22 protein-coding genes are annotated in these 26,081 nt (G+C 59.4%); 13 read left to right on the top strand and 9 right to left on the bottom strand.

Annotation, left to right across the window (positions count from 1 at the left end; all coding sequences use genetic code 11):
• Positions 1 to 14: 14 nt before the first annotated feature.
• Together AC3RLQ_RS00860 and AC3RLQ_RS00855 are read right to left on the bottom strand one after the other, a co-directional pair.
• Positions 15 to 170, bottom strand: coding sequence for a hypothetical protein (locus AC3RLQ_RS00860; protein WP_493033447.1), 156 nt, complete (start codon positions 168 to 170; stop codon positions 15 to 17).
• Positions 171 to 337: 167 nt separating this feature from the next.
• Positions 338 to 574 (bottom strand): hypothetical protein, encoded by a 237-nt coding sequence (locus AC3RLQ_RS00855; protein WP_493033446.1) that lies wholly within the window; start codon positions 572 to 574, stop codon positions 338 to 340.
• A 140-nt stretch (positions 575 to 714) separates the two neighbouring features.
• Between AC3RLQ_RS00855 and AC3RLQ_RS00850 the strand changes: the two genes are divergently transcribed.
• Positions 715 to 4,662, top strand: coding sequence for a PVC-type heme-binding CxxCH protein (locus AC3RLQ_RS00850; RefSeq protein ID WP_493033445.1), 3,948 nt, complete (start codon positions 715 to 717; stop codon positions 4,660 to 4,662).
• A gap of 161 nt (positions 4,663 to 4,823) precedes the next feature.
• On the opposite strand, the gene dnaA is transcribed toward AC3RLQ_RS00850, so the two are convergent.
• Both dnaA and AC3RLQ_RS00840 read right to left on the bottom strand, forming a co-directional pair.
• Positions 4,824 to 6,257 (bottom strand): chromosomal replication initiator protein DnaA, encoded by a 1,434-nt coding sequence (gene dnaA / locus AC3RLQ_RS00845; protein WP_493033444.1) that lies wholly within the window; start codon positions 6,255 to 6,257, stop codon positions 4,824 to 4,826.
• A 349-nt stretch (positions 6,258 to 6,606) separates the two neighbouring features.
• Positions 6,607 to 7,656, bottom strand: coding sequence for a DUF3500 domain-containing protein (locus AC3RLQ_RS00840; RefSeq protein WP_493033443.1), 1,050 nt, complete (start codon positions 7,654 to 7,656; stop codon positions 6,607 to 6,609).
• 196 nt (positions 7,657 to 7,852) lie between these two features.
• Here AC3RLQ_RS00840 and AC3RLQ_RS00835 point away from each other — a divergent pair, with 196 nt between their 5' ends.
• The 7 genes from AC3RLQ_RS00835 (at position 7,853) to AC3RLQ_RS00805 (ending at position 15,318) form a co-directional block, all read left to right on the top strand.
• Positions 7,853 to 9,511, top strand: coding sequence for a GspE/PulE family protein (locus AC3RLQ_RS00835; protein ID WP_422319985.1), 1,659 nt, complete (start codon positions 7,853 to 7,855; stop codon positions 9,509 to 9,511).
• A gap of 48 nt (positions 9,512 to 9,559) precedes the next feature.
• Complete coding sequence (locus AC3RLQ_RS00830) at positions 9,560 to 11,224, top strand: GspE/PulE family protein (RefSeq protein ID WP_493033441.1); 1,665 nt, start codon at positions 9,560 to 9,562, stop codon at positions 11,222 to 11,224.
• Between the two features lie 122 nt (positions 11,225 to 11,346).
• Positions 11,347 to 12,627: a type II secretion system F family protein gene (locus tag AC3RLQ_RS00825; protein ID WP_493033439.1), complete on the top strand. Its 1,281-nt coding sequence runs from the start codon at positions 11,347 to 11,349 to the stop codon at positions 12,625 to 12,627.
• Positions 12,628 to 12,660: 33 nt separating this feature from the next.
• Positions 12,661 to 13,353: a type II secretion system protein gene (locus AC3RLQ_RS00820; RefSeq protein WP_493033437.1), complete on the top strand. Its 693-nt coding sequence runs from the start codon at positions 12,661 to 12,663 to the stop codon at positions 13,351 to 13,353.
• A 66-nt stretch (positions 13,354 to 13,419) separates the two neighbouring features.
• Positions 13,420 to 13,767, top strand: a complete 348-nt coding sequence (locus AC3RLQ_RS00815; RefSeq protein ID WP_397383745.1) for a hypothetical protein — start codon at positions 13,420 to 13,422, stop codon at positions 13,765 to 13,767.
• An 87-nt stretch (positions 13,768 to 13,854) separates the two neighbouring features.
• Positions 13,855 to 14,649: a class I fructose-bisphosphate aldolase gene (locus AC3RLQ_RS00810; protein WP_493033435.1), complete on the top strand. Its 795-nt coding sequence runs from the start codon at positions 13,855 to 13,857 to the stop codon at positions 14,647 to 14,649.
• 21 nt (positions 14,650 to 14,670) lie between these two features.
• Positions 14,671 to 15,318, top strand: a complete 648-nt coding sequence (locus AC3RLQ_RS00805) for a hypothetical protein (RefSeq protein ID WP_493033433.1) — start codon at positions 14,671 to 14,673, stop codon at positions 15,316 to 15,318.
• On the opposite strand, the gene AC3RLQ_RS00800 is transcribed toward AC3RLQ_RS00805, so the two are convergent.
• On the bottom strand, positions 15,315 to 16,178 hold the full coding sequence (locus AC3RLQ_RS00800; protein ID WP_493033431.1) for a DUF3108 domain-containing protein: 864 nt from the start codon (positions 16,176 to 16,178) through the stop codon (positions 15,315 to 15,317). The two genes, AC3RLQ_RS00805 and AC3RLQ_RS00800, sit on opposite strands and share 4 nt — an antisense overlap.
• 66 nt (positions 16,179 to 16,244) lie before the next feature.
• Between AC3RLQ_RS00800 and AC3RLQ_RS00795 the strand changes: the two genes are divergently transcribed.
• Entirely contained in the window at positions 16,245 to 17,345 is a 1,101-nt protein-coding gene (locus tag AC3RLQ_RS00795) for an aminopeptidase (RefSeq protein WP_493033429.1), read from the top strand.
• A 68-nt stretch (positions 17,346 to 17,413) separates the two neighbouring features.
• Here the strand turns inward: AC3RLQ_RS00795 and AC3RLQ_RS00790 are convergent, their stop codons facing one another.
• The 4 genes from AC3RLQ_RS00790 to fbaA all read right to left on the bottom strand — a co-directional run bounded on the left by AC3RLQ_RS00790 (position 17,414) and on the right by fbaA (position 22,373).
• Positions 17,414 to 18,055: a histidine phosphatase family protein gene (locus AC3RLQ_RS00790; RefSeq protein WP_493033427.1), complete on the bottom strand. Its 642-nt coding sequence runs from the start codon at positions 18,053 to 18,055 to the stop codon at positions 17,414 to 17,416.
• A 110-nt stretch (positions 18,056 to 18,165) separates the two neighbouring features.
• Positions 18,166 to 20,889 (bottom strand): immunoglobulin domain-containing protein, encoded by a 2,724-nt coding sequence (locus AC3RLQ_RS00785; protein ID WP_493033425.1) that lies wholly within the window; start codon positions 20,887 to 20,889, stop codon positions 18,166 to 18,168.
• Between the two features lie 49 nt (positions 20,890 to 20,938).
• Positions 20,939 to 21,280: a hypothetical protein gene (locus tag AC3RLQ_RS00780; RefSeq protein WP_493033423.1), complete on the bottom strand. Its 342-nt coding sequence runs from the start codon at positions 21,278 to 21,280 to the stop codon at positions 20,939 to 20,941.
• Between the two features lie 61 nt (positions 21,281 to 21,341).
• On the bottom strand, positions 21,342 to 22,373 hold the full coding sequence (gene fbaA, locus AC3RLQ_RS00775) for a class II fructose-bisphosphate aldolase (protein WP_493033421.1): 1,032 nt from the start codon (positions 22,371 to 22,373) through the stop codon (positions 21,342 to 21,344).
• Positions 22,374 to 22,713: 340 nt separating this feature from the next.
• On the opposite strand from fbaA, the gene AC3RLQ_RS00770 reads away from it, so the two are divergent.
• Genes AC3RLQ_RS00770 through AC3RLQ_RS00755 form a run of 4 tightly spaced genes read left to right on the top strand, consistent with a single transcriptional unit; the run spans position 22,714 to position 26,079 of the window.
• Positions 22,714 to 23,553, top strand: coding sequence for a MotA/TolQ/ExbB proton channel family protein (locus tag AC3RLQ_RS00770; protein ID WP_493033419.1), 840 nt, complete (start codon positions 22,714 to 22,716; stop codon positions 23,551 to 23,553).
• Positions 23,550 to 23,978: an ExbD/TolR family protein gene (locus AC3RLQ_RS00765; protein WP_493033417.1), complete on the top strand. Its 429-nt coding sequence runs from the start codon at positions 23,550 to 23,552 to the stop codon at positions 23,976 to 23,978. The genes AC3RLQ_RS00770 and AC3RLQ_RS00765 overlap by 4 nt, the downstream gene beginning before the upstream one ends.
• Entirely contained in the window at positions 23,979 to 24,851 is an 873-nt protein-coding gene (locus tag AC3RLQ_RS00760) for a TonB C-terminal domain-containing protein (protein WP_493033415.1), read from the top strand.
• 7 nt (positions 24,852 to 24,858) lie between these two features.
• Positions 24,859 to 26,079, top strand: a complete 1,221-nt coding sequence (locus AC3RLQ_RS00755; protein WP_493033413.1) for a hypothetical protein — start codon at positions 24,859 to 24,861, stop codon at positions 26,077 to 26,079.
• Positions 26,080 to 26,081 lie beyond the last annotated feature (2 nt).

Here is a 26,081-nt window from a genome sequence, read left to right as displayed (position 1 = left end):
TTCCGACCCAGACACTAGCGTGCCACCACACTCTGTCGAGTCGTAACGCTGACGGGGGCCGCCTTGCGGGCTGCGTAGATGCCGCGGCTTTCGACCTTGCTCGCACGATCCTGCAATGCACCCGATTTGCCGTCTGCTGGCAGATTGTTCTCGCCCAGCATGTTCAGCATGGAGGCACCAGTTTCATCAAACGCTCTCACGGGAGCGCAGTTCTTTAAAGCTTCCCACGTTTGGCAGCTGGTCAGGCCAGAGGAAAGCAAAATGAGAAAACTGAGACGGGCGAATTTCATTAACTTCGTGTTTATCATGACGTTGCGATTCTGTAAACAAAAGATGCTCATGGCTTGAAAGCCATCTTGGAACTGGAGCTTGCAGCCGATGGACGTATTTCGCGATCGCCCTTGGCCTGCACCTCGCGTCCGCGCATCTCCAGCGTCTTGCTGGCAGTCGTCCCATTGCTGTTCTCGTCAGCAAACATCAGGGCATAAGGAGCCAGACGCAATGCCGTGCCGATCAAACCACAATTGCTCAGCAAGAGGGTGGCGGCGAAGGCAAAAATCAGACGGGATTTCACGGGCATTTGTTGTTTTTATCACAACCGCCTGTGAGAGTAAACATATATGATGCCCTCGGCCCGGGGCGAAACTTGTGCTTTGTCTGGCAAACATTGACGCTGCAGGCCCGTATTCCACTGCCCTTCCGTTTCCAACCCACATGAAGAAACTGCTCTCCATCCTCCTCGCCCTTACCGTCTCGCTCCAGGCTGAGATCGAACTCAAGCAGGGCGACAGCATCGCCATCCTCGGCAATGCGCTGCCTGACCGTTCTCAATATTCCGGCTGGCTGGAGTCGATGCTGACGCAGGCCAATGCCGGCAAGGACCTCACCTTCCGCAATCTGGCCTTTGCCGGCGATGAGGTGCAGACCTGGCACCGCATCGACAACTTCGGCACACGCGACGAGTGGCTCACGAAGGTGAAGGCGGACGTCATTTTCGCTTTTTACGGCTACAATGAATCCTTCAAGGGCTACGAGGGCATCGAGGAGTTCAAAAAGAACCTCGCCAAGTTCATCGACGACGCGAAGGCGCAGAATTACAGCGGTAAAGGCGCGCCGCGCATCGTGCTGTTCTCGCCCATCGCCCTGCAAAAGCTGGCCAATCCCAGCCTCCCTCCGGTGGAGGAAAAGAACACGAACATCCAAAACTACGCCGCCGCGATGAATGAAGTCGCCGCCGCGAAAGGCGTGACGTTTGTGGATCTCTTCCAGCCCAGCGCCAAGGGCCTGCCGGAGGGCTCCACGCTCGACGGCCTCTACATTACCGACAGCGGGGAAAAGGCCATCGCGGAAGCCGCCTTCAAATCCCTCACCGGCAAGGATGCACCGCAGGTGAATGAAAAACTGCGCAAGGCCATCAACGACAAAAACTGGGAATGGCACCAGCGCTACCGCACCGTGGACGGCTACAACGTCTATGGCGGCCGCTCCGGCCTCGCCTACGCTGCCGGCGTAGGTGGTTTCAAGCAGAACGAGCGCAATCCCGAGAAGCCCTACATTTCCAACTATCAGGTGATGATGGAGGAAATGGCCCAGCGCGATGTGAAGACGGCCAACCGCGATCAGCGCGTCCACGCCATCGCCAAAGGCGGCGATCTCGAAGTCAAAGACGACAACCTGCCGCCCGTGGAAAAAGTCCCGACCAACATGCCCAACCCGAAGGAGGGCAAGGAGTTCAACAAGGTGCCGATGACCGGCATGACCTTCACTCCCGAAGGGCTTGTAGCTTTCCCTGACGCCAAGGAGGCAATGAAAAACATCCAGCCTGAAGCCGGACTTAAGATCACGCTCTTTGCCGATGAAAAGAGGTTCCCCGAACTCGCCAAACCGGTGCAGATGGCCTGGGACACCCGCGGCCGCCTGTGGATCAGCGCCTGGCGGAACTACCCCGAGCGCACCCCCACCAGCACCAAGGGTGACAGCCTGCTGGTCTTTGAAGACACCGACGGTGACGGCGCAGCGGACAAGATGACCGAGTTTGCCGACAATCTGAACTGCCCCACCGGCTTTAATTTCTACAAGGATGGCGTCATCGTCATGCAGTCGCCCAATCTCGTGTATCTCGAAGACACCGATGGCGACGGCAAAAGCGACAAGCGCACCATTCTGCTGATGGGCCTCTGCGCCGCCGACTCCCACCATGAAACGAATGCGCTGAGCTACGACTGCGGCGGCGCCCTGTATCCGAGTGACGGCGTCTTCCATCGCACTCAGGTGGAGACACTCTACGGTCCTGTGCGCAACACGAACGGCTGCATCTACCGCTTTGACCTCAACCGCCGCACGCTGGAGCGCTTCACCACAGACGCCACGGTGAATCCCCACGGCAAAGTTTGGGATCGCTGGGGCAATGCCTTCTTCACCGACGCCACCGGCAACGTTAACACCTTTGCCGAAGCCTCCTCCTGCTATCTGCCACGCGAAGGCGGCGGCAGCGCCAAGCTGCAGGAGTTTTGGAAACGCCCCGCACGCCCTGCCGCTGGCAACAATCTCATCTCCAGCCGTCACTTTCCGGACGACTGGCAGAACAATTTCCTCAACTGCAATGTCATCAGTTTCCAGGGCATCTGGCGCGTGCCGCTCATGCCTGACGGTTCTGCTTTGAAGGGCGAAGTCAGCAATGAACTCGTCAAGGTCGACCCCGCCGTTTACCCTACCTTCCGCCCCAGCGCCGTCAGCGTCGGCCCGGATGGCGCGCTGTATTTTTGCGACTGGTCAAACGCCATCATCGGCCATATGCAGCACCACCTGCGTGATCCGAACCGCGACCACCTGCACGGCCGCATCTACAAGCTGACCTACGAAGGCCGTGCGCTGCTCAAGCCTGCCAAAATCTACGGCGAGAGCATCGAGCACCTGCTCGAAAACCTCAAAGCTTGGGAAGACAACGTACGCATGCGCAGCAAGATAGAACTCGCCAAGCATGATCCCGCCAAGGTCGCCGCGGCTGCAAAAGCCTGGGCCGCCAAGCTCGATCCGAGCGACAAAGAATACGAGCACCATCGTCTTGAAGCGCTGTGGACGCACCAGTGGGTGGATGTCGTGGATGTGGATCTGCTCAAAGCCGTTTTGAAATCTCCCGAGCCTCGCGCCCGTGCCGCAGCGACGCGCGTGCTCTGCTACTGGAAGGACCGCGTTCCAGGCGCGCTTGATCTGCTCAAGGTTGCCGTCAACGACCCTGCCATGCCGGTGCGCATGCACGCCGTCCGTGCTCTCAGCTTCTACCAGCCCACGCCCGATGCGGAGAAGGCTCTTGAAATTGCCTACGATGTGCTCAAACAGCCCACCGACTATTACATCGACCACGTCTTCAGCGAATGCAGCAAAGGACTGCAGTCCGTGCTCAAGACCAAGATCCTGCCGAAAGACCCCGGAGCACTGGCCGAGTTCATCTCCAAGACCACCGATGCCGATTTGAAAGGCCTGCCCGATCTGGAACCCGTGCTCATCGAAAAACTCACCCGCCCCAAACTCACGGCTGATGTGCGCGCGAAGGCCCTCGAAGAACTCGCCAAGACAAGCGGTGACGACACCCCTGTCGTGCTTGTGAACATGCTGAAGCGCATCGAAGCCGCAGACGGCAAGCTCAACGCCACCGCAGACGACCTCGGCAAACTGTTGCTCGCGCAATCCCCGGGCATGCTGGCCCGCCACGGCACCCTCATCAAAACCCTGGCCAAAGACGCGAAACAGGCCCCGGTGAAACGCGCTTGCTACGCCGCCTACATCGTCGGAGACAAAACGCCGGACAACCTCTGGAAGGCCGTCACCGACGGCGGTGAACGCAATTACCTCATCGAAGCCATCGCCCTCATCCCTGCCAACGAAGCCGCCCTGCGCGCCAAGTTCCAGCCCCATCTCACCGCCCTGCTGGGAGATGCCAAACTCGACGGTGGCCGCCTGCGCGCCGTGCTCACCGCCCTGCCACTCATGGGTGCGGACAATGCTGCCGCGAACTTCCAGATCGTGGCACGGCACCTCATCGACGGCAAAGAGCGCAACGCCGCCGCCAAGGCCCTCATGAAATTCCCGAAAGCCAGCTGGGACGCCGCCAAAGCGAAACCCGTCACCGACGCCGTCCTCGCCTACGGCAGGACGGTGAAACCCGCCGACCGCAGCAAACCCGAGTATGTCGAGATCATTGCCGCCGCCAAAGAAATGGCCGCGCTGCAGGGAGACGCTGGCAAAGCCACCCTCGCCGAACTGAAGACCATCAGTGTCGATGTCTTCGTTGTTCACACTGTGCATGAGCAGCTCCGCTTTGACACCACCCGGATCGAAGTCACCGCCGGCAAGCAGTTTGAAGTCATCTTCGAAAACGACGACGTCATGCCGCACAATTTCGTCATCGTCCCTCCCGGCAAGCACATGGAAATCGGCACCGCCGCCATGACCATGACGCCTGACAAGCTCGACAAGCAAGGCCGCGCCTTCATGCCCGCCGCCTTTGAGAAGCAAATTCTCGCCGCCACCAAGCTCCTCGAACCCGGCCAGAAAGAAACCATCAAACTCAAAGCCCCCTCACAACCCGGTGAATACGAATTCGTCTGCACCTTCCCAGGGCATGCCGTTCTGATGTGGGGAACGCTGAGCGTGGTGAAGTGAGGCGTTTTGATAGACTCCTGAGCGCCCACTCGAACGCGATAGTGGCCTCGAAGCGTCGGTCCTCCGGCGCTTCGAGCGTTCCTTAGCCTGCGTAAAGCTCCAGAGGAATGGAGCACTCCAGGACGCTGACGCGCCTGCAATGCTCCATCGTGAAAAGCGACTCAGCTCTCGCGGATTTTCCCAGCGAGCGAATCCAGCGTGCGCTTGAAGTCGTTGGAACCATTGACGAGGTTCGTGACGACTTTGCAGGCGTGAATGACGGTGCCGTGGTCACGGCCACCGAATTCATCACCGATCTGCACCAGCGGAAGCTTGGTCAGGGTGCGCGTCAGATACATGGCCACCTGACGGGCTTCGGCGATGTTTTTCGGACGACGCGGGCCGGTGAGGTCACTGACGCGCAGATCGTAATGCGTGGCGATGATGCGCTGGATGCGGTCCACAGTGACGGTCTTTGATGGATCTTCATCGATCACATCATGCAGCATCGTCGCGAGCGCAGACTCCGTGGGGACGGTGCCTTCGAGCGAGACATGAGCAGCGACGCGCATGAGCGCGCCTTCCAGCTTGCGCACGTTCACACGGATGCGCTGTGCCATGAAATCGAGGATCCATGGGTCGAGAGAGACGTTGAAGTCGCTCTGCTTGCGGCGCAGGATGGCGATGCGGGTTTCAAAATCCGGCACCTGGATCTGCGTGGCAAGACCCCATTCAAAGCGTGAGACGAGGCGGCTTTCGAGATTTTTGATCTCGCTCGGCGGGCGGTCGCTGGCCAGGACGATCTGCTTCGCGTTGTTGAAGAGCTCGTTGAAGGTGTGGAAGAACTCTTCCTGAGTGCTGTCCTTGCCTTCGAAGAAATGCACGTCGTCGATGAGCAGCACATCCACCTTGCGGTATTTCTGGCGGAACTGGCTGAAGGTCTGGCGCTTGATGGCATCCACGAACTCGTTGGTAAACTGCTCGGAGGTGACGTAGCGAACGTTCGCACGTGGTTTGCGCGCCAGCACTTCCTGGCCGATGGCCTGCAGGAGGTGCGTCTTGCCCAGGCCGGTGGGACCGTAGAAGAACAGCGGATTGTAGATGCGGCCCGGCTTTTCAGCCACCGCCTTGGCAACAGCCACAGAATAGCTGCTGTTAGGGCCGATGACATAGCTGTCGAAGTTGAACTTGGCGTTCAGTCCCGCTTCGCTGAAGAAACGGATCGGAGCCTGGTCACCGGCGTTGACACGCGCAGCCTTGAGTTCGGGCATGGGCGCGTAGGAAACCGGGGTCGGTTCCGTCGCCACATGAAACTCAATGACTGCAGGCACTCCAGTAACTTCAGCCACGGCATCGGCAACGGCCACCGTGTGATTGCTCTCGATCCACAGCTGATGGATCGGATTCGGCACGGTGATGATGAACCTGCCATCATCTGCCAGACGACCCGAGGTGCCGCTGAAGCAGCGTTGAAAATTATCCCCGCCCAGACGCTTTACCAAAACTTCGCAGACCTGGTCCCAAACCGTGGGAACAGGTGTGAACAGTTCTGTGTGTGCATGGTGAGCCGAGCCATTGAGGGAAGTGTGATTCGAGTTTTCATCGTTGCGCGCCATGATGAGTGTTTCTGGGAGAATGAGGTCGGGATTAGGTTGGTAAGATGCGTCGGCAGGTATTCAAATGGGAGCAATCAGGAGGCCATCGAATATCTTTTTAAACGACCATGCTTTGTATGTCGAAACCGACACATGAAACAAGCTCTTCTTCGATATATTTTTTGAAGTTTCCATCCAAACGAACAAAACATTCAAAATTAATTTGCATTAAAATGTGAAGATCTGTGCAAACAGCAGCGAACAAGCTGTGAACAGTTTGCGAATAGCTGTGCGCAACCAAAACAGGCACACAAAATGCGTGCATGATCTCATGCGGGAAAAGATCATCCCCGCATGGAGCATGCCGGCATCAATGAGCCTTCTTCACATGCTCACCGAGCAGATCACGGCCAAAGTCGCCGTCAAAGCTGCGCCAGACGCTGTGCACATGGTTGGCATCGTTCTGGGTGTTGTCATACTCGAGCAGGAAGGTCTTTCCCTGCACACGGTAGTAGTGCGGTTCGCCGCGCTCCTTGCCACCAGCCCAGGCAAAATAAATCGGACCGCTCTCTTTAAACTCGGCACGGGCGGCTTCAGCGATTTCGGGACGCATCCGGTCAATGTACTCCGAAATGATGCGCGTGAGCATGTCCTTCTGCTTCGCGTTGAGTTCCGAATCAACAAGACCGGCAGGTGATAGCGGGTTCACCTTGTGCTCCGCTGCTGTGATCATTTCCTTGGGGGCTTCCGTGGCGACGAATGCCGTCTTGAACTGCTCAGGTGTCAGCGACTTGACCAGTTCACGGCCCAGTTCTTCCTCAACTCCCAGCACACGCAGTCCGGTGAGCGGCCCCTGGCGGATTTCACCTGGATTGGTGCCCATGAAAGCGGGAGTGGCACGGAGCATCTGGCCGTCTTTGATGGTGAAATTCAAGGACAGGTGATGTCCTTCCACACGCCAGCCCCAGGCTCCCTTGTCGGCGGGTTCGCCGAAAATCGAGACAAAGTATTTTTCTGGATCGCGCTTTTCGCGGACGGCGGCGCGCTTGGATTCATCTGCGCCTTCCATTTGATAGAGCACTTCTTCGAGACTCATGATCGTCACCGCCTTGGCGGAGCCACGGAAGCTGAGGCCGGTATTTAAGAGAGCATGGGCGAGAAGGCGCTGCTGCGGCGTCATTTCCTTGAGGGGCAGCCCCTTGCGCTCACGCGGGATGAAGTGCCAGTTTTCGCGCTCCTCGGCGGCAAACTCGAAACAAGCCTTCGCTTTTTGTTCCGGAGTCAGCGCAGCCAGGAAGACCTTGGCAATGGCGGACATCTGCGTGCCCGCATCGTGCGCCCCCACCTTGCTTGGAGTGAAACAGGAAAAGGCAAGGCAGATGCCGAGAAACGGGACAGAAAGGCGCTGAGCGAGGTGCATGATGGTGGTGGTGAGTCGTCGTGATTGGTGGGCAGGGCAAGTCGAACGCTCATTCCGGGAGCGGTTTGTCATTCATTGTCATCAATTTTCACGTTGCGAGCGCCGAGACGTTGACACTTTCCTGCGTGAGGTTGTAGTCTGATGATTATCGTAAAATACCGTTTTCACGCACCACCCGCCAAGCAGATCCGAATTCATGTACTCCAATGAAGCATACCTCCTCGAACAGCTCCTGGAAACCGGCCAGCTGTCCGAGCGTGACATCCAGCATGCAAAAACAGGTCTGAAGCCTGGAGAGAGCGCCGTTGCCATCCTGGTTAAAACAGGCACGATCACAGACGAGCAGATCGCACGCACGGTTGCCGTCAGCTCCGGCATGGAATACGTCGATTTGAATGGCTTTGAAGCACATCCAGGCCTGAAGGGACTTGTTCCTGTGGATGTGGCCAAGAAATATAAAATTGCGCCGCTGGGAATAAACGGGAGCACCTTGCAGATTGCAGTATCCGACCCGTTTGACTTCGAAACGCTGGATGCTCTGCCACATGTGCTGCAGCCGGACATCGAGTACTACTGCTCCACCCCGGGTCTGATCAAGACAGTGCAGTCCAATATCTATGGCAATGAAGCCATTCTTGGCATTGAAACGAAGGGCGCAGACGCTGGCACTTCCTCAGACGCTGACGCCCCGGTCATCAGGCTGGTGCAGAACATGCTGATGGAGGCCTTCAAGCAGAAGGCTTCTGATATTCACGTGGAGCCGCTGGAAAAGGACATCCGCATCCGCTACCGCATGGACGGTGTCCTCGTGGACGTGGAGCACCACCCCAAACGCCTGCATTCCGCGATCATCGGGCGTCTCAAAATCATGACCGGCTCCATGCAGCTGGATGAAAAGCGCATCCCGCAGGACGGCCGCATCCAGATGAACTTCAATGACAAGGAGATCGACATGCGTGTGTCGATCATCCCCACCAACAACGGTGAAAGCGTCGTCATGCGTGTGCTCGACAAGAGCAGCCTGAAGCTCGGCCTCGTGGATCTTGGATTCCTGAGTGATGACCAGGCCTCCTTTGAGCAGCTCATCACGCTGCCTGACGGCATCATTCTGGTGACCGGCCCCACCGGCTCCGGTAAAACGACCACACTGTACGCCTGCCTCAATTTCATTAACCGCCCTGACCGCAAGATCATCACAGTGGAAGACCCGGTCGAATACGAACTCGCGGGGATCAACCAGGTCATGGTGAAGGAAGATGTCGGCATGACTTTCGCCGCTGCACTGCGCGCCATGCTGCGTCAGGCGCCCAACATCATCATGCTGGGGGAAATTCGAGATTTGGAGACGGCCTCCATCGCCATCCAGGCGTCACTCACGGGTCACTTGGTCTTCAGTACGCTGCATACCAACGATGCGCCGAGCGCCGTGGCACGTCTCACGGACATCGGGGTCAAGCCCTTCCTCACCGCCTCCGCCGTTCGCGCGATCGAAGCTCAGCGACTCGTCCGAAAGCTCTGCCCTGACTGCAAACAACCCGGCAAACTCTCCAATCACGAACTGCGCTCCCTCGGCCTCGAAGCCGCCCAGATGGCGGAGGCCACCATCATGAGCGCCGTCGGCTGCTCCAAATGCCGCCAGCGTGGTTTCCGCGGTCGTATGTCCCTCGTGGAGATTTTCAAAATCAACGACGAAGTGCGCAGCATGATCAACCAGCAGCTCACCACTCCCCAGCTGCGCAAACGAGCACGCGAACTGGGCATGCGCACCCTGCGTGAAGACGGCATCCGCAAGGTGCTTTCCGGCCTGACCACCGCCGACGAAGTGATCGAAGCCACCATGTCTGACGCCGATTGATCCTCACTCCCAGACTTCCCCAACGAATTTCATTTCTTACAGACGACTATGACTCCCCATAATGTGGTAGAGATGCTCAAAAGCCGGGGCGTGATCGACAAAGGTCTCGCCTACGACATCGAGCAGGATTCCGTGCAAAACGGCAAAGACATTGTCCAGGTGCTGCTGGCCTACGGCATCTACACCAATGAGGATGAATTCTGGGCGCAGGTGGCCGATGAACTCGGCGCCGACCACTTCGACCTCGACAATTTCGAACCACCGCCCTCCGTCATCGCCTTGATTCCGGCTGGCATGGCACGCCTCTACGGCGCGTTTCCGATCACGCTGGATGCGCAGGGCCTGCACGTCGCCTTCACCGATCCGCTCAATCCCCAGCTGGTGGAAGACCTGCGCTTTGGACTCGAAAAAACCATTGTTCCTGTCGTCGCCCGCCGCAGTCAGGTGCTGACCTTGATCGAGAAGTTTTATGGCGCTGGCGCACCCAGCATTGAGGAAATCTTCGGCCAGCTCGGCAAGAGCGGCAAAGACGGCATCACCGCCGAAGCAGAAGCGAATTCCGCACCCATCGTCAAGTTCGTCGACCTGGTGATGCAGCAGGCCATCAAGGAGCGTGCGAGCGACATTCACTTTGAGCCCTTTGAGCGCGAGTTTAAAATCCGCTATCGTGTGGACGGCGCGCTGTATGAAATGGCGCCGCCCCCCATTCACCTAGCCACCTCGATCATCTCCCGTATCAAGGTGATGTCGAACATGAACATCGCCGAGCGCCGCATCCCGCAGGACGGACGCATCATGACCAACGTCGGCGGCAAGCCGGTGGACATGCGTGTCAATTCCCTGCCCACACAGCACGGTGAGTCTGTGGTTCTTCGTGTTCTTGACCGCTCCTCGATCAACATCGAGCTCGATGCGCTGGGCATGCAGCCCTTCCTTCAAGACTACATCGTCGAGACCATTCACAAGCCCAACGGCATCTTCATCGTCACCGGTCCGACCGGAGCCGGCAAGACCACCACGCTCTACGCCTGCCTGCGAAAGATCAACACCATCGACTGCAAGCTGATCACCGCCGAAGACCCGGTGGAATACGAACTCGACGGCGTCATGCAGGTGCCGATCAATGACGCGGTGGGTCTGACCTTTGCCAAGGCCCTGCGCTCCTTCCTGCGTCAGGACCCTGACCGCATCATGGTGGGAGAAATGCGTGACCTTGAAACCGCCCAGATCGCGATTCAGGCCTCCCTCACCGGCCACTTGGTGCTCAGCACCCTGCACACCAACGACTCCGCCGGCGCAGTCACCCGTCTGGTGGACATGGGGGTGGAACCCTTCCTCGTCTCTGCCACGCTGGAGGGAGTGCTCGCCCAGCGCCTTCTGCGTACCATCTGCAAGAGCTGCCGTTCGCCGTATGAACCGAGCTTGAGCATTCTCAATCAGCTTGGTCTCACACCGGAAGATCTCGGTGGGAAGCACTTCTACACCGGCTCTGGCTGCTCGGTTTGTGGCAACAGCGGCTACAAAGGCCGAAAGGGCCTCTACGAGCTGCTGGATGTCACCGACCCCATCCGCGAGCTTATCACCGGCCGCGCGCCCTCCATCGTCCTGAAGCAGAAAGCCATCGAGCTCGGCATGGTCACCCTGCGTGAAGACGGCCTGCGCGCAATTTACGATGGATCGACGACGATCGAGGAAGTGCTGAAATACACCTGATCTCCCCAACGCCAGACGGCGCCCCTGCCGAGTGCAACCCTGTACATTATTTGATGGACAGAACACCCGCCGTCCCGGTATTCTAAAATTACCCTGAACAAACGCCGCCACGATACGCCCCTATGCCCACGTTTCATTACATCGCCCTGGATCAGAACGGACAGGAAACCGCCGGAGATCTTGACGCTGCCTCCGAGGCAGATGCCATCAATCAACTGCGCCAGACCGGCCTCTATCCGACCAGCGTCGCCGCCGAAGGCCAGGGTCAGGCGGCTGCCATCAAGAAACGCGTCAAATCCACCTCCAAGGGCAAAACGAAGACCGTCAAAGTCGGTGCAAACGCCAAGGTAAAGAGCAAGAGCCTGATGATTTTCACACGTCAGCTCGCCACGCTCATCGACTCCGGCCTGCCTTTGCTGCGCGGGCTCACCGTGCTGGGCCGTCAGGAGCCCAATCTGGTGATGAAAGGGACGATCACCACGCTGGCGGACAATGTTCAGACCGGCAGCACCTTCTCCGAAAGCCTCCAGCAGTACCCGCGCATCTTCAACAAGCTCTACATCAACATGGTGAAAGCCGGTGAACTCGGCGGTGTGCTGGAGCTCGTGCTCAACCGTCTTGCCGAGTACCAGGAAAAGGCCCAGAAGCTCAAGAACAAGATTGTCGCGGCGATGGTTTACCCGATCATCGTCATGTTCATCGCCGCAGCCATCATGGTCTTCCTCATGCTGGTCATCGTTCCACGCTTTGAGTCCATCTTTGATGACATGATCCCTGGCGGCAAAGACAAGCTGCCGGCGTTGACGAAATTCGTCATCGGCTTCAGCCGCACCATGTACGACTACATCTGGTATCAGGTGGCCGGTGTGGCAGCGATCATCGTCGGCTGGCGCATGATGGCCGCGACCAAAGGCGGACGCCGGTGGATCGACCGCACCAAGCTCAAGCTCCCGCTCTTCGGCGATGTGCAGAGCAAAACCGCCATCTCACGTTTCACCCGCACGCTGGGAACGCTGGTGACCTCCGGCGTGCCCATCTTGCAGGCCCTGAACATCACCCGCGACACCGCCGGCAACACAATCATCTCCGACGCCATCACCAAGGTGCATGACGCTGTGAAAGAAGGTGAGTCCATGGTGGCGCCTCTGGAGTCCAGCAACGTATTTCCCCCGATGGTGATCTCCATGGTCGACGTGGGTGAGGAAACCGGCCAGCTTCCTGAAATGCTTCTGAAAATCGCTGACGTCTATGAAGACGAAGTGGACAATTCCGTCTCCGCCCTCACCTCCATGCTGGAGCCCCTGATGATCGTCGTGCTCGCCCTCGTCGTGGGCGTGATCGTCATGGCTCTCTTCCTCCCGCTCATCGACGTGATCAAAAACCTCAGCGGCGCTGGCGGCTAGGACAGGACACCACCCCCAACCAACCTTGGAGTCATGAAATCAACCCGCTTGTCATTCCATTCACGTACGCGTGCCTTCACCCTGGTGGAGATGCTCATCGTGGTCACCATCATCTCGTTGCTTGCCGCCCTGACAATGGGCGGATACACCTATGCCATGCGCTCATCAAAACGGCGCCTGACCACAGGAACGTTTGAGGCCATCAAACTCGCCCTTGAACGCTACAACACGGAATTCGGTGAATACCCACAGCCGGCAAACAGCAATCAAATGGTGCAGTTTCCTCCCGGCTTGGCCACCTATGACACCTCCGGGGCTTCTTGCCTCTATCAGGCGCTGACAGGTGACGGTTACGACCAGATCAAAGGGGTCACCGGCGATGCAGCAGGCGGCGGATCAGGTGGCACGTCCGATGGCAAAGTGGAAGGCGTGGCCGAACTCAAAAACAAGATGTTCGTCGAAATCCCACAGACCATCTTCACCCGAAAAGGCAGCACTTACATTCTGATCGACGGCTTTGGTCACCCCTTTCAGTATCTTAAAGCAGCAATCCCCACCACCACCACGACCGGCGCTGGAACCGGGGGCAGCACCCCCACTCCCACCACCATCAACACGACGTATGATCTCTGGTCATACTCAGAAGATGAGCAAAACACCACCAAGCAAAGCATCAATTCTCTGACGGACCCAACCTTGTCCGTCAAATGGATCAAAAACTGGTGAATTGCGGCGGCAGCTTCTTCTGAAAACGACATCCGTTGCGTGTTTCCGGGCAAAGTTTGATATAGTATGCCCATCGGTCTCGCCATCGCCTCCATTCTTGCGCTGTTCGTCAGTTTCTGGGCATTGAACATCGCACGTGACCCGAGCGTCTGGCGACTCTGGTGGATGGATTTGCTCGGAGTGCTCGATGTGGATTCCAATCGGGATCAGCGGCGCAGCCAGGAGCGCCAGATGTCCTTCATCTGCTTCACGCTGTTCCTGCTACTGCTCTCCACCGGCCTCAGCGGAGCCTTCTGGACGGTCGACTTGGTGCGGGATCACAAACGTGACAAAACACGCTTTGAGCGCGCAGAGGAGAGCTCCAACCGAGAAATTGAGAAGGTCAAAAGTCAGCCTCAGAGAATTGCCCGCTGAGGACGCGGCCGGCCTGATGGGGTGGATTTTGGTTTGCACGGGGCGTGCATCGCTGCGAAGAAACGTCTCATTCCCCATCCCGACCCCATGAACCGCCAGGAAAATCTCGAATCCCTCTTTCGCAACGGCAAGACCGTCATCCTTCCCATTGACCACGGTTGCGCCATTCCAGTGCCTGGCTTGGAAAATCCCTTTCAGCTCATCGATCAGGTCAACGAATTCGTCGATGGCTACGTCATGAACCTCGGCGTCGCCCTGCGCGCCGCCGACAGCCTCGCTGGCAAGGGCATCATCCTCCGCACGGACGTCTACAACACCCGCACCACAGGTGAAGGCGCTGGCAGCATCGGCGTCTTCGGCGTCGAAGAAGCGGAAATGGTCGGTGCCAATGCCGTCATGAACATGCTCTACCCCTTCTCCGCCTATGAGAAGGCCAATTTCCAGGAGTGCGCCGACCTCATCCGCCTCAGCCTCGACACAGACATTCCCGTCATCCTGGAAGCCCTGCCCTACGCGCTGGGTGCTCCGGAAAAATACACTGTGGAAAATGTCAGCTTTGCGGTCCGTCTCGCTGCCGAACTCGGCTCGGATGTCGTGAAGTGCCCCTACCCAACCAATGGCAACGTGGACGACTTCCGCCGTATCATCGGCCAGAGCTTCGTCCCTGTCATCATCCTCGGTGGTGCCGCCATGGGAGACGACGCAGGCCTCCTGAAGATGGTTGAAGACGCCATGGACGCCGGTGCCGCCGGCGTGGCGATCGGCCGCAACGTCTGGCAGCACAAAAACCCTGCCGCCATCGCCCGCAGCATCGCGGCCGTCGTGCATGAAGACGCCTCCGCCCTTGAAGCCCTCGCACTGCTGAAAGAACCCGTGCGCTGAGTCAGTTTCGTTTTCTCCGCCATGAAACGACTGCTTCTTGCCGCCAGCCTGTTCGCCACCTTCTCTCTTCACGCCCAGCAGCTGCAATCTTTCGAGATCAAGGCTGACGACTGGGCCGAAGGCGAGCCGCCCAAGGAAGTCTTCATCGTGGATGGCACCATCAAGATCGCCGCACGCGATGGCAACAAGGCCATCGTCATCGATCCCAATCCCGTCACCGATGCCAGCGCCCAGCTGGCAGTCTCCGCCAGCGGCAATGCCAGCATTGAAGCCAAAATCCTCGCCATCAAGCGCGGCCGCAGCACACCGCGCTTCGGCGTCAGCGTGCATGGCATGAGCGGCCACCGGCTCATCGTCAATGCCGCCAAGAAATCCCTCGACCTCGTCAAAGGCGACCAGACACTTGTCACCGTCCCCTTTGCCTGGACCAGCGAAGCTTGGGTAAAGGTCAAACTTGAAGCCAAAAAGGGTGCCGGAGACGCCTGGACCATCACCGGCAAAGCCTGGCCTGCCGATGCCGCAGAGCCTGCTGAACCTCTCATCAAGCACGAGGACACCAAGCTCAAAGGCCAGGGCAAGTGCGCCATCTGGGCCACCCCGTTTTCAGGTGAACCTGTGTTCTTTGACGACATCAAAATCAGCGTCGAAGCAGCAACCGCCGCTCCTTAAGGCGCAGGTGGTGCTTTAACCGTGATTCTGTGAGGCAATGAAGCCGTCGCTTCTTTGCCGCTGAGTGTTTCGAACTTCGTCAGCCGGGCAAACATGAAGCCGACAAAAACACTGGCATTCATCTCGATGGGAATGCGCAGCTCATCATCTGAAACCCAGATGGTCGCCGTCTTCATCTTCTTGTAGGCGCTGAGGGCCAGCGTGGTGCGGTCGATTTTTCGAATCTTCAGCCCCAGCTTGATGCAGGGCCGCTTCTGCCCGCCATACGTAATGGTCTCGCGTCCCTGCACCTCAAAGGTGGTCAGGTAGGGCGTATCCCAGGGCTGCACCACCCGTGTGATTTTTTGCCCGTTCTTCAGCTCCAGGCTGCGCACATACAGGATCACGGAAAGAATGTCATCCATGGGGCCATAGGCGCACACGGCGGTGGAACTGGATGGGGATCCCTTCACCGGCTGCACCTGCGTCTGCGTGATCACACGGTGCCGCTCAAATGCCACGCGGTAGCGGCAGGTCTCTTCACTGTCCGTCTCACGGTGCTGTAGAAAGTGTGCACGCAGATCACCACGGTGCATGATGGAGGTCATCTCACAGTCGTACTTCCACAAAGAGCGCGCCAGTCCCGTGCTCGAGGCGGAGGCATCGGCACGCCAGTACTCACCCGCTTCACGCACGGTCAGCGTGGCCTGTCCGGCCGTCATTACATGGCTCCAGCCGATGTCAAAAGTCAGCTTGCACGGCGGCACCTTCCTGTGAGTTCCTGCAGTGCCAGGCGTGAGCTCTTTGACCCATTCCGGTGACTGCGCACAGGTCATAGAATGGCTCAGCACACCCAGGAGGAAAAGGAGTAGAAAGCGCATGCACCCACTATTCCCCCGATTTTCCCTTTTGCCAGTCCGTGTCTTTTCCGCCACAGTCCCTTCATCATGCACGATCCCCGAATTGACGCCCTCTCACGCCAGCTTGTCCGCTACTCCACCAAGGTTAAAAAAGGTGACCTGGTCTGGATCGACCTCTTCGACGTGCCGAACACCGTCGGCCAGAGCCTCATCCGTGAAGTCGTCGCCGTCGGCGGTCTGCCCATGGTGCGCATCAATGACGCCGTGCTCACCCGCGAACAGATGATCCATGCTGATGCGAAGCAGTACGACATCATCGCGGAAAACAACCTCGCCCTGATGAAGCAGACCGACTGCTACATCGCCGTGCGCGGCAGCCACAACATCACCGAAGCCGCCGACGTGCCGCCGGAGAAAATGAAGCTCGTCATGGCCAAGCTGCGCCCCGTGCAGAACGAGCGCGTGAACAACAGCCGCTGGGTCGTCCTGCGCTGGCCCACCGCCTCCATGGCCCAGCAGGCGGGCATGAGCACCCAGGCCTTTGAAGACTTCTTCTTCCGCGTCTGCCTCCTGGACTACGCCGCCCTGCTGCCAGCCATGAAAGCCTTGAAGCAGCTCATGGACAAAACCAAGCACGTCCACATCACCGGCCCCGGCACCGATCTCAGCTTCAGCCTCAAAGGCCTCAAGGCCATCGCCTGCGGCGGCAATCACAACATCCCCGATGGCGAGGTCTTCAGCGCCCCCGTCAAAGACAGCGTCGAAGGCGTCATCAGCTACAACGCCCCCACCATCTATCAAGGCATCGCCTTCGACACCGTGAAGCTCGAGTTCAACAAGGGCAAGATCGTCAACGCCACCGCCAACAACACCCCTGCCATCAACAAGATTCTCGACAGCGACGAAGGGGCCCGCTACATCGGAGAGTTCGCCATTGGCTTTAACCGCGAGATCAAAGAACCGATGCGCGACATCCTGTTCGACGAAAAAATCGCCGGCAGCTTCCACTTCACCCCCGGCCAGGCCTACGAAGGCGTCGCAGACAACGGCAACCGCAGCCAGGTCCACTGGGACCTCGTCAACATCCAGCGCCCCGAATACGGCGGCGGAGAAATCCATTTCGACGGCAAGCTCATCCGCAAAGACGGCAAGTTCCTCCTGCCCGAGCTGAAGCCGTTGAATTACTAAAAGTTGTCCAGTTGCGCCGCAACTGGAGTTCCTTCTGACCAGTTGCAGCGCAACTGGTCAGCTTCCGTTCAAGCAACAGGCGGCTGAAAGTTCAGCAGTTCGATCTCCACCGCATGCTTCCGCTCCGGCAGCAGCTCCACCAGGCTGATGCTGCCGTACTCGATGTTGAAGAAGGCCATGTGTTTGAGCGGCATGTCCAGCAGCAGCGCGATGATTGCGCGGATGATGCCGCCGTGGCAGTAGATGGCCACCTGCTGATGCGGGTGCGCATGGATGATCTGCAGCAGGCTCTCGCGCACGCGGGACATCAAAGCGTCGATGGTCTCGCCGTTCATGATGCCGTTGTTCTCAATGATCTCCAGCCAGTCAAAGGCGCTCTGACCAAAGTTCGACTGCACCTCATCCCAGCGGTGTCCGGTCCAGTCGCCAAAGTCGATCTCGCGCAGTCCGGGCAGCAGTTCCGCCTGCATTCCGCGCCGTCTGGCCAGCGGCTCCAGCGTCTGCTGCACCCGCAGCATGGGGCTGGCATACAGCGCATCGATCTTCGTGTCCTTCAGCCACGCCGCCACCGCCTCGCCATGCTTCAATCCCAAAGGCGAAAGTCCCATGTCGATGCGCGAGCCGCCAAACACCTTGTGATACTTCTCCTCCACCTCGCCGTGGCGGATGAGATAGATCTGCATGGGATGATTCGGAAGATGGGATTTCACAACCCGTCTATGATGCAGCCCGCAGGTGGCCGCAAGGCCGGAAAAAGGAAGGGGCGTCAGAGGGCGCGTGCAGGCGGGCGGCGCATTCCATTTCAGCTAGGTCCGCCGCATCATCCGCCGGGCATCGACACCCTGAGACGCAGGAAAACCTGATTGGAGGCGGTGGGCGTGCAGGTGGCGGTGCAGTCGATGCCGTTGTACTTCGTGGTGACTCCGGTACCGCTCCACGTCTTGAGATCGGTGCTGGCCTCGACCATGTAGCTGACGTCAGTGCGCAGCGCGCGGAAGGTCATCATTAAAGTGCCGCCGGAAAATGAGGGCTGCAGCGGCCATGGAGAACTCGGAATCGAAGGGCCTCCAGCGCTGGCCACCGGTTCGAGATTGAGGGCGTATTTGATCAGGTTGGGCGTACCTTTGCCGGTGGGGTCGGCCAGCGGGCCGGCGACGCCGGGGTCGGCCAGTTCCGTTTCGGTGAAACGGTTTTGCTGCCAAAGGGTAAAGGTGGTGGCGGGCAAAACCGTGAGATTGGCATAGCCGGTGGCGGTGCCAAACGCATTGCTCACGATCACCGCGTAGCTGCCACTGTCGGAGGCCTGCACACTGCGCAATGTGAGCGTGGTGTCAGTGGCTCCGCTGATATCGCTGCTGCCGGCGACGGACTGCCGTCTCCATTGGAGGCTGATGGGCCCGGTGCCATCCACATCGACATGGAAGATCACATCGTGGTTCAGGTTGGTGTAGGCACTGTAAGGGCCGCCGAGGATGATGGCCGGCCGGCCGGCGATGACCACAGTGTGCATCCAGCCCGCAGCGAGCGCGAGTGTGCGGCCCTGCACGGTGGTGGGGATGGTGGACTGCCCGACGCTGTCGTCGCCCCAGGCGACCAGGGTCTTGTCGTTTTTTCTGGCCACGGTGTGGTAGCGGCCACCGGCGGCGGCAACGATATCGGAGAGGCCGGAGGGAACGCTCGACTGGCCGTAGCTGTCGTCACCCCAGGCAATCACGGTGCCGTCGGTCTTCACAGCAATGCTGTGGTAAAAGCCTGCCGCGATGGCAATCACATCGGTGAGACCCGCCGGGACCGTGGACTGACCGTGACTGTCATCCCCCCAGGTGGCGACGGTGCCATCGCTTTTGAGAGCAAGGGCGTGGTACATGCCGGCGGCGATCGCAGTGACACCCGTCAGCCCAGAGGGCAGGCTCGAACTGTTGTTGCCCCAGACCACGACGGTGCCATCGTTTTTGAGGGCCAGGCTTTGAGCCCCGCCTCCGGCGATGGCGACGACGCCGGAGAGGCCGACGGGGAGATTGGTCTGGCCGTCGGCACCGTTGCCCCAGGCGAGCACCGTGCCGTCGGACTTCAATGCGAGGCTGTGCCCCTGACCGGCCGAGATGCCGATGACTCCGGAGCCGGCATCAGCCGGGACTGTGGTCTGGCCGGAGGTATTCCAACCCCAGGCGAGAACGGAACCATTGGTTTTCAGCGCGAGGGTATGCCCCTGACCTGCGGCGATGGCGATCACCCCGCTTTTGGCGGCCTGCGGCACGTTGGATTGGCCGAAAGTGTCATCGCCCCAGGCGAACACCGCACCGGGAGGTATCACCGGGGTGACGGTGAGGTGGCCGGGGTCGCTCAATGTCATGTCAGTACAGTTGCCCAGCTCGACCGTGTAGTCACCAGCGTCGGCCACAGTGAGGCTGGACACCGTGAGCGTGGCGGTAGTGGCGCCGGAGATTCGGACACCATTGGCAAGGAGAACTCCGTCCTTGTACCATTGATAGCTGTAGGGTGGAGTGCCAGAGGCGGAGACGGTGAAGGCCGCAGTCTGGCTGGTGAGGCGCGTTTGGTCGGCGGGCGGGATGAGAACGGTGGGCGGAACTGTGACCACCGCCAGCGAATGGCGCAAGCCACCGCCGACGGCCAGCACACAGCTCTGTGCGGACGTGGAAATGGTGGTCTGACCGTCTGAGTTGCTGCCCCAGGCGACGATCGTGGCATCGCTTTTCAGGACAAGCGCGTGGTATCTGGCAGCCGCGATTTGGACTGCATCGTTCAGACCGGCGGGCACGTTGAGCTGGCCCTGACTATTGTCACCCCACGCCACGACGGTGCCGTCGCTCTTCAGCGCCATCGAGTAATACTCGCCCGCCGACACCTGCACCACGTCGGTCAGGCCGGCCGGCACGTTAATTTCCCCGTAGGTGTTCTGTCCGCCCCAAGCCACGACGGTCCCGTCAGACTTCAAGGCGAGGCTATGATACATGCCGCCTGCGGCTGCAACAACGTCCGTCAGCCCGGCGGGCACGTTGAGCTGGCCGAAGTAATTGCTGCCCCACACAACGACAGTACCATCGTTCTTGACCGCAATCGAGTGGACTGTTCCACACGCAACGCCAACGACATTGCTCAGGACTTGCCCGCCGAGAGTGACAGGATTCGCCGAGGTAATCCCTCCTCCGGGCATGCCCGTCACCTCTCCGCCAATGTTGTAACCCCAGGCGGCAACCTTGCCATCGCTCCGGAGAGCCACGATGTGCTCGACGCCGGCAGCGATGGCGGTGATATTGTTCACGCCTGACGGAACCGCGATCTCGGCGGGGTTATAGCTGTCCCCCCATGTGACAACGGTGCCATTGCCCTTCAGTGCGGCAGAAAAAGAATCACCAGCGGCAATGGCGATCACACCATCCGTCGCGCTGACGGGCACACTGATCTGTCCGGCGTTGTTGCTGCCCCAGGCCACGACCTGCCCCGGTGCGGTAGCACGGGCGGCGTTGGGGAAGAAAGCGGCGAGCAGGCCGAAAAGGAGACCGAGGCAGGAGCGAAATGTCACGAAGCGCATCGGCAGGAGCGGTGGAGGGGGGGCAGGGAGAGAACAGCGATCAAAGATGAAATGATGACCGCAGCGGGAAGAAAGAAAATGCACCAGGATGTCTTGCAAACGGCCATCCCGGGCGATGATGGCAGGTCAATGCGCGGTTGATGGCGAATTGGAGATGCGCCTGAGCATAGTTCCGCCGCGCGCTATGCCAAGAGTTTTCGGCGGCGGGTGTTTGCGCCAGATGCCAGGGATTGAAGCTGCCTTGGAAGGTGAAATGACATCCGGCGAAAGCGTCAGTTTGAAAACATCTCAAGGAACTCAGCGAAAACGGCGCCCTAAAAACTTCGTGACACAAATCAGGCAACCATGCCATGCGCCCTTTCAGGATCGAAAAAAGGGCCATGCATCGCATGGCCCTCATGGAGATTCAGTAATTGCTGAACGGACGGATAAAAATGTCCGTCTTACACCGTCCCAAAAATCGTCTTCCCAGTGCTCAGCAAATCATTGCAGGCTTCCTTCATGCGGTCGCAGAGGCCCTGCTCGCCCTTCTTGAGGTAGCTGCGTGGGTCATAGGTCTTCTTGTCGCCCACTTCACCGTCGATCTTGAGGACGCCGGCGTAGTTCTTCATCATGTGGTCCACGATCGGACGGGTGAAGGCATACTGGGTGTCGGTGTCGATGTTCATCTTCACGACGCCGTAGCCGAGGGTCTCACGGATTTCTTCGAGGAGGGAACCAGAACCGCCGTGGAAGACGAGGTCCATCTCAGCCTTGGCGCCATGCTTGGCGGTCACTGCGGCCTGACCATCACGCAGGATGGTGGGCTTCAGCTTCACGGCACCGGGCTTGTAAGCACCATGCACGTTGCCAAAGGTGGCGGCGAACATGAAGCGGCCGATGCCACTGAGGGTCTCATACACTTCCACCATGTCTTCCGGGGTGGTGTAAAGCTTGTCGGCGGCGACACCGCTGGTGTCATGGCCGTCTTCTTCACCACCGACGACGCCGGCTTCGACTTCGAGGATGATCTCGTGCTTCACGCACTCGGCCAGGAGTTCCTTGGAGAGGCGCATGTTTTCAGCCAGCGGCAGTTCCGAGGCGTCGAGCATGTGGCTCTGGAAGAGGTTGTTCAAGCCCGCAGCGCGGCGCTTGGCGGTTTCGGCGATGAGGGGCTTGAGGAAGCTGTCCACCTTCTTCGGCTGGCAGTGGTCAGTGTGCAGACCGACGAGGATGTTGTACTTTTCCGCCAGGCGGTGCGCGGCCTCAGCGAGGACGATGGCACCAAAGGCCTGATCTTTGAGAGCGGTGCCGGAGGCGAATTCACCGCCGCCCGTGGAAACCTGGATGATGCCGTCAGACTTGGACTCTGCGAAGGCCTTCAGCGCGCCGTTGATGGTCGTAATGGAGGTGACGTTGATCGCCGGATAGGCGTAACCACCCTTCTGGGCGGCATCAAGCATGGCACGGTACTGGGCGGGTGTGGCTACGGGCATCTTAGGAGTGTGTTTTTTGAGTTGAGGGATTGAGGGAAGCAAGAAACGGGCCGGGTGCAAGAAGCGCTTCATATCTGGCGGGGGTGGCAGCGGAGCGAGCTTGGCGGATTGTTCCCATCCTTATTCGCTTGGATGCGAACTGAGACAGCTGTGAATAGGCTTCCCGCCGATGTACACTTTGGACCGCCGGGAGGACACTGGCGCACGAAATAGAAGATCAGGTCCGAGCCTCCACGTTTTTTGCAGCTCATTCCCCGCCATTCTCCTCGCACTCCCCGGTTGACGCCCGACTATTAAGGTCTTTTAACTAGCAGCAACTCCTTCTCACGCAATGCCGCCCATGGAATCCTTTCTCTCGCCCGGCCTGCAATACGGCCTCGAACACAGCACCCTGACCTGCTGGATCATCTGCGGCTTCCTCGCGCTGTTCTCAATCACAAGCTGGGCGGTGATCCTCAGCAAGCACTTCCTGCTCTCCCGGGTGCACAAGGCCAACCTGTCTTTTCTGCGCGAATACCGCGAGAGCAATCATGCACTGGAACTGTATCAACAGCGCGAGCCCCATGAGTTTTCCTCCTTCTACCACATCTACCACGCAGCCTGCCGCGAGATGTCCTGGTATCTTCTGGGTGAGGACGAGCCTGGCACCACCTTTGCCGCACGGCTGCAAGGCGCGGGCCGCATCACTCCTTCACAGATGAATGCAGTGCAGGTGGCCATGGAGCGCAGCGTGGCCGAGGCGGCGCTGCGTCTGGAAGCCCGCATGAGCTGGGTGGCCACCACCCTGAGCAGCGCTCCGTTTCTTGGCCTGCTGGGCACGGTCTGGGGCATTCTGGACACCTTCAGCACGATGACGTCTGCCAGCAGCACGGCCACACTCGCCACCCTGGCGCCGGGCATCACCACCGCGCTGGTCACCACTGTGCTGGGCCTGCTGGTCGCCATCCCGAGCATGGTCGGCTACAATGCTCTGGTGAACCGCATCCGCGGCATGGTGGTGCGGCTCGACAACTTCGCCAGCGAGCTCAACGCGGGTTTTGACCGCACCTTTGTGGACCATCGTTTCACCAATGAAGCCCTGCCCAGCATGAGCGCCCTCGGCAGTCCTTCCATGCCCGCCTTCAGCGGCAGTTCCTCTCCCTTGCCCTCGTCGATGCACGCCTTCCACGCCCGCGCATGAAACGCCACTCCAACAGGCATCAGCTTCGCCTCATCACCGAAATCAGCCTCATTCCGCTGATGGATTTGGTGCTGGTGCTGCTGTTTGTCTTTCTGCTGGCAGCCCCCCTGCTCAAGGCAGACAAGACCATGCTGACCGCGACAGCTCCCACCTCTCCTCCAGCTCCCACCAGCGCTCCAGCTCCGACTGAAACCATTACGCTGCTGGTGAACAGCGATCAGTCCGTCACGCTGAACGGAGCCATGCTCGCGCGCGCGGACCTGCCCGTCTCTTTAAAACAACTCGCCCAGCGCAAACCCGGCATCGGCATCGAGGTGCGCATGCATCGCGACCTGCCAGTCCAGCAGCTGGTGGAAACGATGCAGCTGCTTGAAGCAGCAGGCATTCAGAAGACCGCCGTCACGACTCATGCAGAGGCCCCCTGATTGAAGACGAACCGTAAACGTCCCACGACGCTGGAGCCCATTTCAGCAGCGGTGTTTGTCATCGTTTCGCTGCATCTGGGTGCGGCCTTTGGTGTCTGGTGGTGGTGGCAGAATGTCGGCAGCCTCAAGCGTGATGCCAGGACCGCCCAGCTCGCCTGGATGAATCCCGGTGATTTCAAATCCCAGGTGCCAGCGTCCTCCGCTGTGCCTCGGGCCAAGGCGGCGGCCTCATCCCCCAAGGCGGACAAGAAGCCCCCGGCTGTAGCTCCGAAACCAGCGGCCGAGCCTCCCGTGCAGAAAGCCACGCTGATCGCCGCCCCGCCCCAGCAGCATCAGATGGAGCCGGTGCCAAACACCACCGGCGCGCCCTTGTTCGCAGGCTCTTCCGCCACAACTTCAAAACCCTCCGCCAATCGCAGCATCACGCTGCGCAGAGCCCCTGAAAAGCGTACCGAAACCACCCTGTTCGGCGCCCCTGTTCCGCCGATGACCAGCCCGACTCTGATGGACATCGCCCGTCTTAACACCCTGCGTCCATCGGCGATTCCCCCCTCCGACCGTGCCGCCCCGGCCACAGAGGAAGTGGATTTGGATGCCATCGATGAAGCAGTCAATACGGCATTCCTCGTCAGCTGGATCGCCCCCCCCATTGAAAGCGTGCCGGAAGGACAGCGCGAAGGGCGGCTGAACATCTCCATCGGCAAGGACGGCACGGTCTTGAAGGCGCAAATGAACAAATTCTCAGGCTCGCACGTTTTGGACCAGTCCATTCTCGAGGCCGCCGCAAAAGTGAAAAAAATTTCCACAACGCTGCCTTCTAATTACACCAAAGACAGCTACGATCTGGAACTGAATTTCCTTCTGCTGCCCTGACCCCCGCATGAACGCCCGCGCGCTGCTTCTCATTTTCACCCTCGTCGTGTCCCATGGCACACGGGCGGAGGCTGGCGTCATGGAGAGCCTGCGAGGCTTGTTCAGCCTGGGTGGCGGCAAAAGCAAAACCGAGGAACATAAGAAAACCATGCCTCGCATCCGCGTGGGTGCATTCTCCGGCGGCACAGGTTCCAGTGCCCAGCAGACCCTGCACAAGGAACTGCTCGATTCTCGCGAGTTCTTCGTCGCTGGAACGGATGAAAAAGCCGACTTTCTTGTGGAAGGCACTTCCTCAGGCGGACGTGTCACCGGCAAGCTGAAGGATGCCAAAGGCAAAGATCTCTTTCAGCGCAGCTATGCCGCACCTGGACTGGATGAAAACCTCAAGGCCCTCACCGACGACATCATCTACACCATCACCGGCAGACCGGGACTGGCCACCAGCCGCATCGTCTTTGTGAGTGATGTGAGCGGCAAGCGCCAGATCTACATCTGCGATGCTGAAGGCGGCGAGGTGCACCAGGTCACGCATGACAAGCATGCGGCCGTGGCTCCTTCGCTCTCACCGGATTCTTCCATGATTGCCTTCACCAGCTATCGCACCGGATTTCCCATCATCCGGCTGCTGGACCTGAATGTCGGCTGGGAACGCGGCGTCACAGACACTCCCGGCAGCAGCTTCGGCTCGGCCTTCTCGCCGGATGGCACCCACCTCGCCGCCGTGATGAGCTTCATCGGCAATCCGGAAATTTTTGTCAGTGATCTCAACACCAACACCGCCGCCTGCGTAAGCGATTCCGTAGGCGCGCCCTCCAGCCCTTCCTGGCATCCTGATGGCCGGCAGCTGGTGTTTTCCAGTGATGATGGGGATGGCCCCAAGCTCTACGTCGTCGAAGTCCCGCAGAAGGAGGGCGAATCCTCGCGCCTGTTTCGCTGGCGCACCGGCTACCACTTCTGCACGGATCCCGAGTGGTCGCCCGATGGCCGGCACATCGCATTCACCACCCGCACCGGCGGTGAATGGACCGTCGCCATCAAACCCTATCCCAATGGAGGAGTGCGTGTGGTACAGGCGGGCGGTGCTGAACATCCTTCCTGGAGCCCCAACGGTCATTTCATCACCTACGTCCAGCACGGTGAACTCTTTGTGCATGATCTGCGCAGCGGCAACCGTCGTTCCATCCTGCGCGGTTATGGCCACATCTCCGAACCGCGCTGGATGCGCTGAGC

This window comes from Prosthecobacter sp. GW821-HT29F12, from assembly GCF_058803405.1.
Note: the sequence above shows the minus strand (reverse complement) of the source record. Positions and strands in the feature narration are given on the sequence as shown.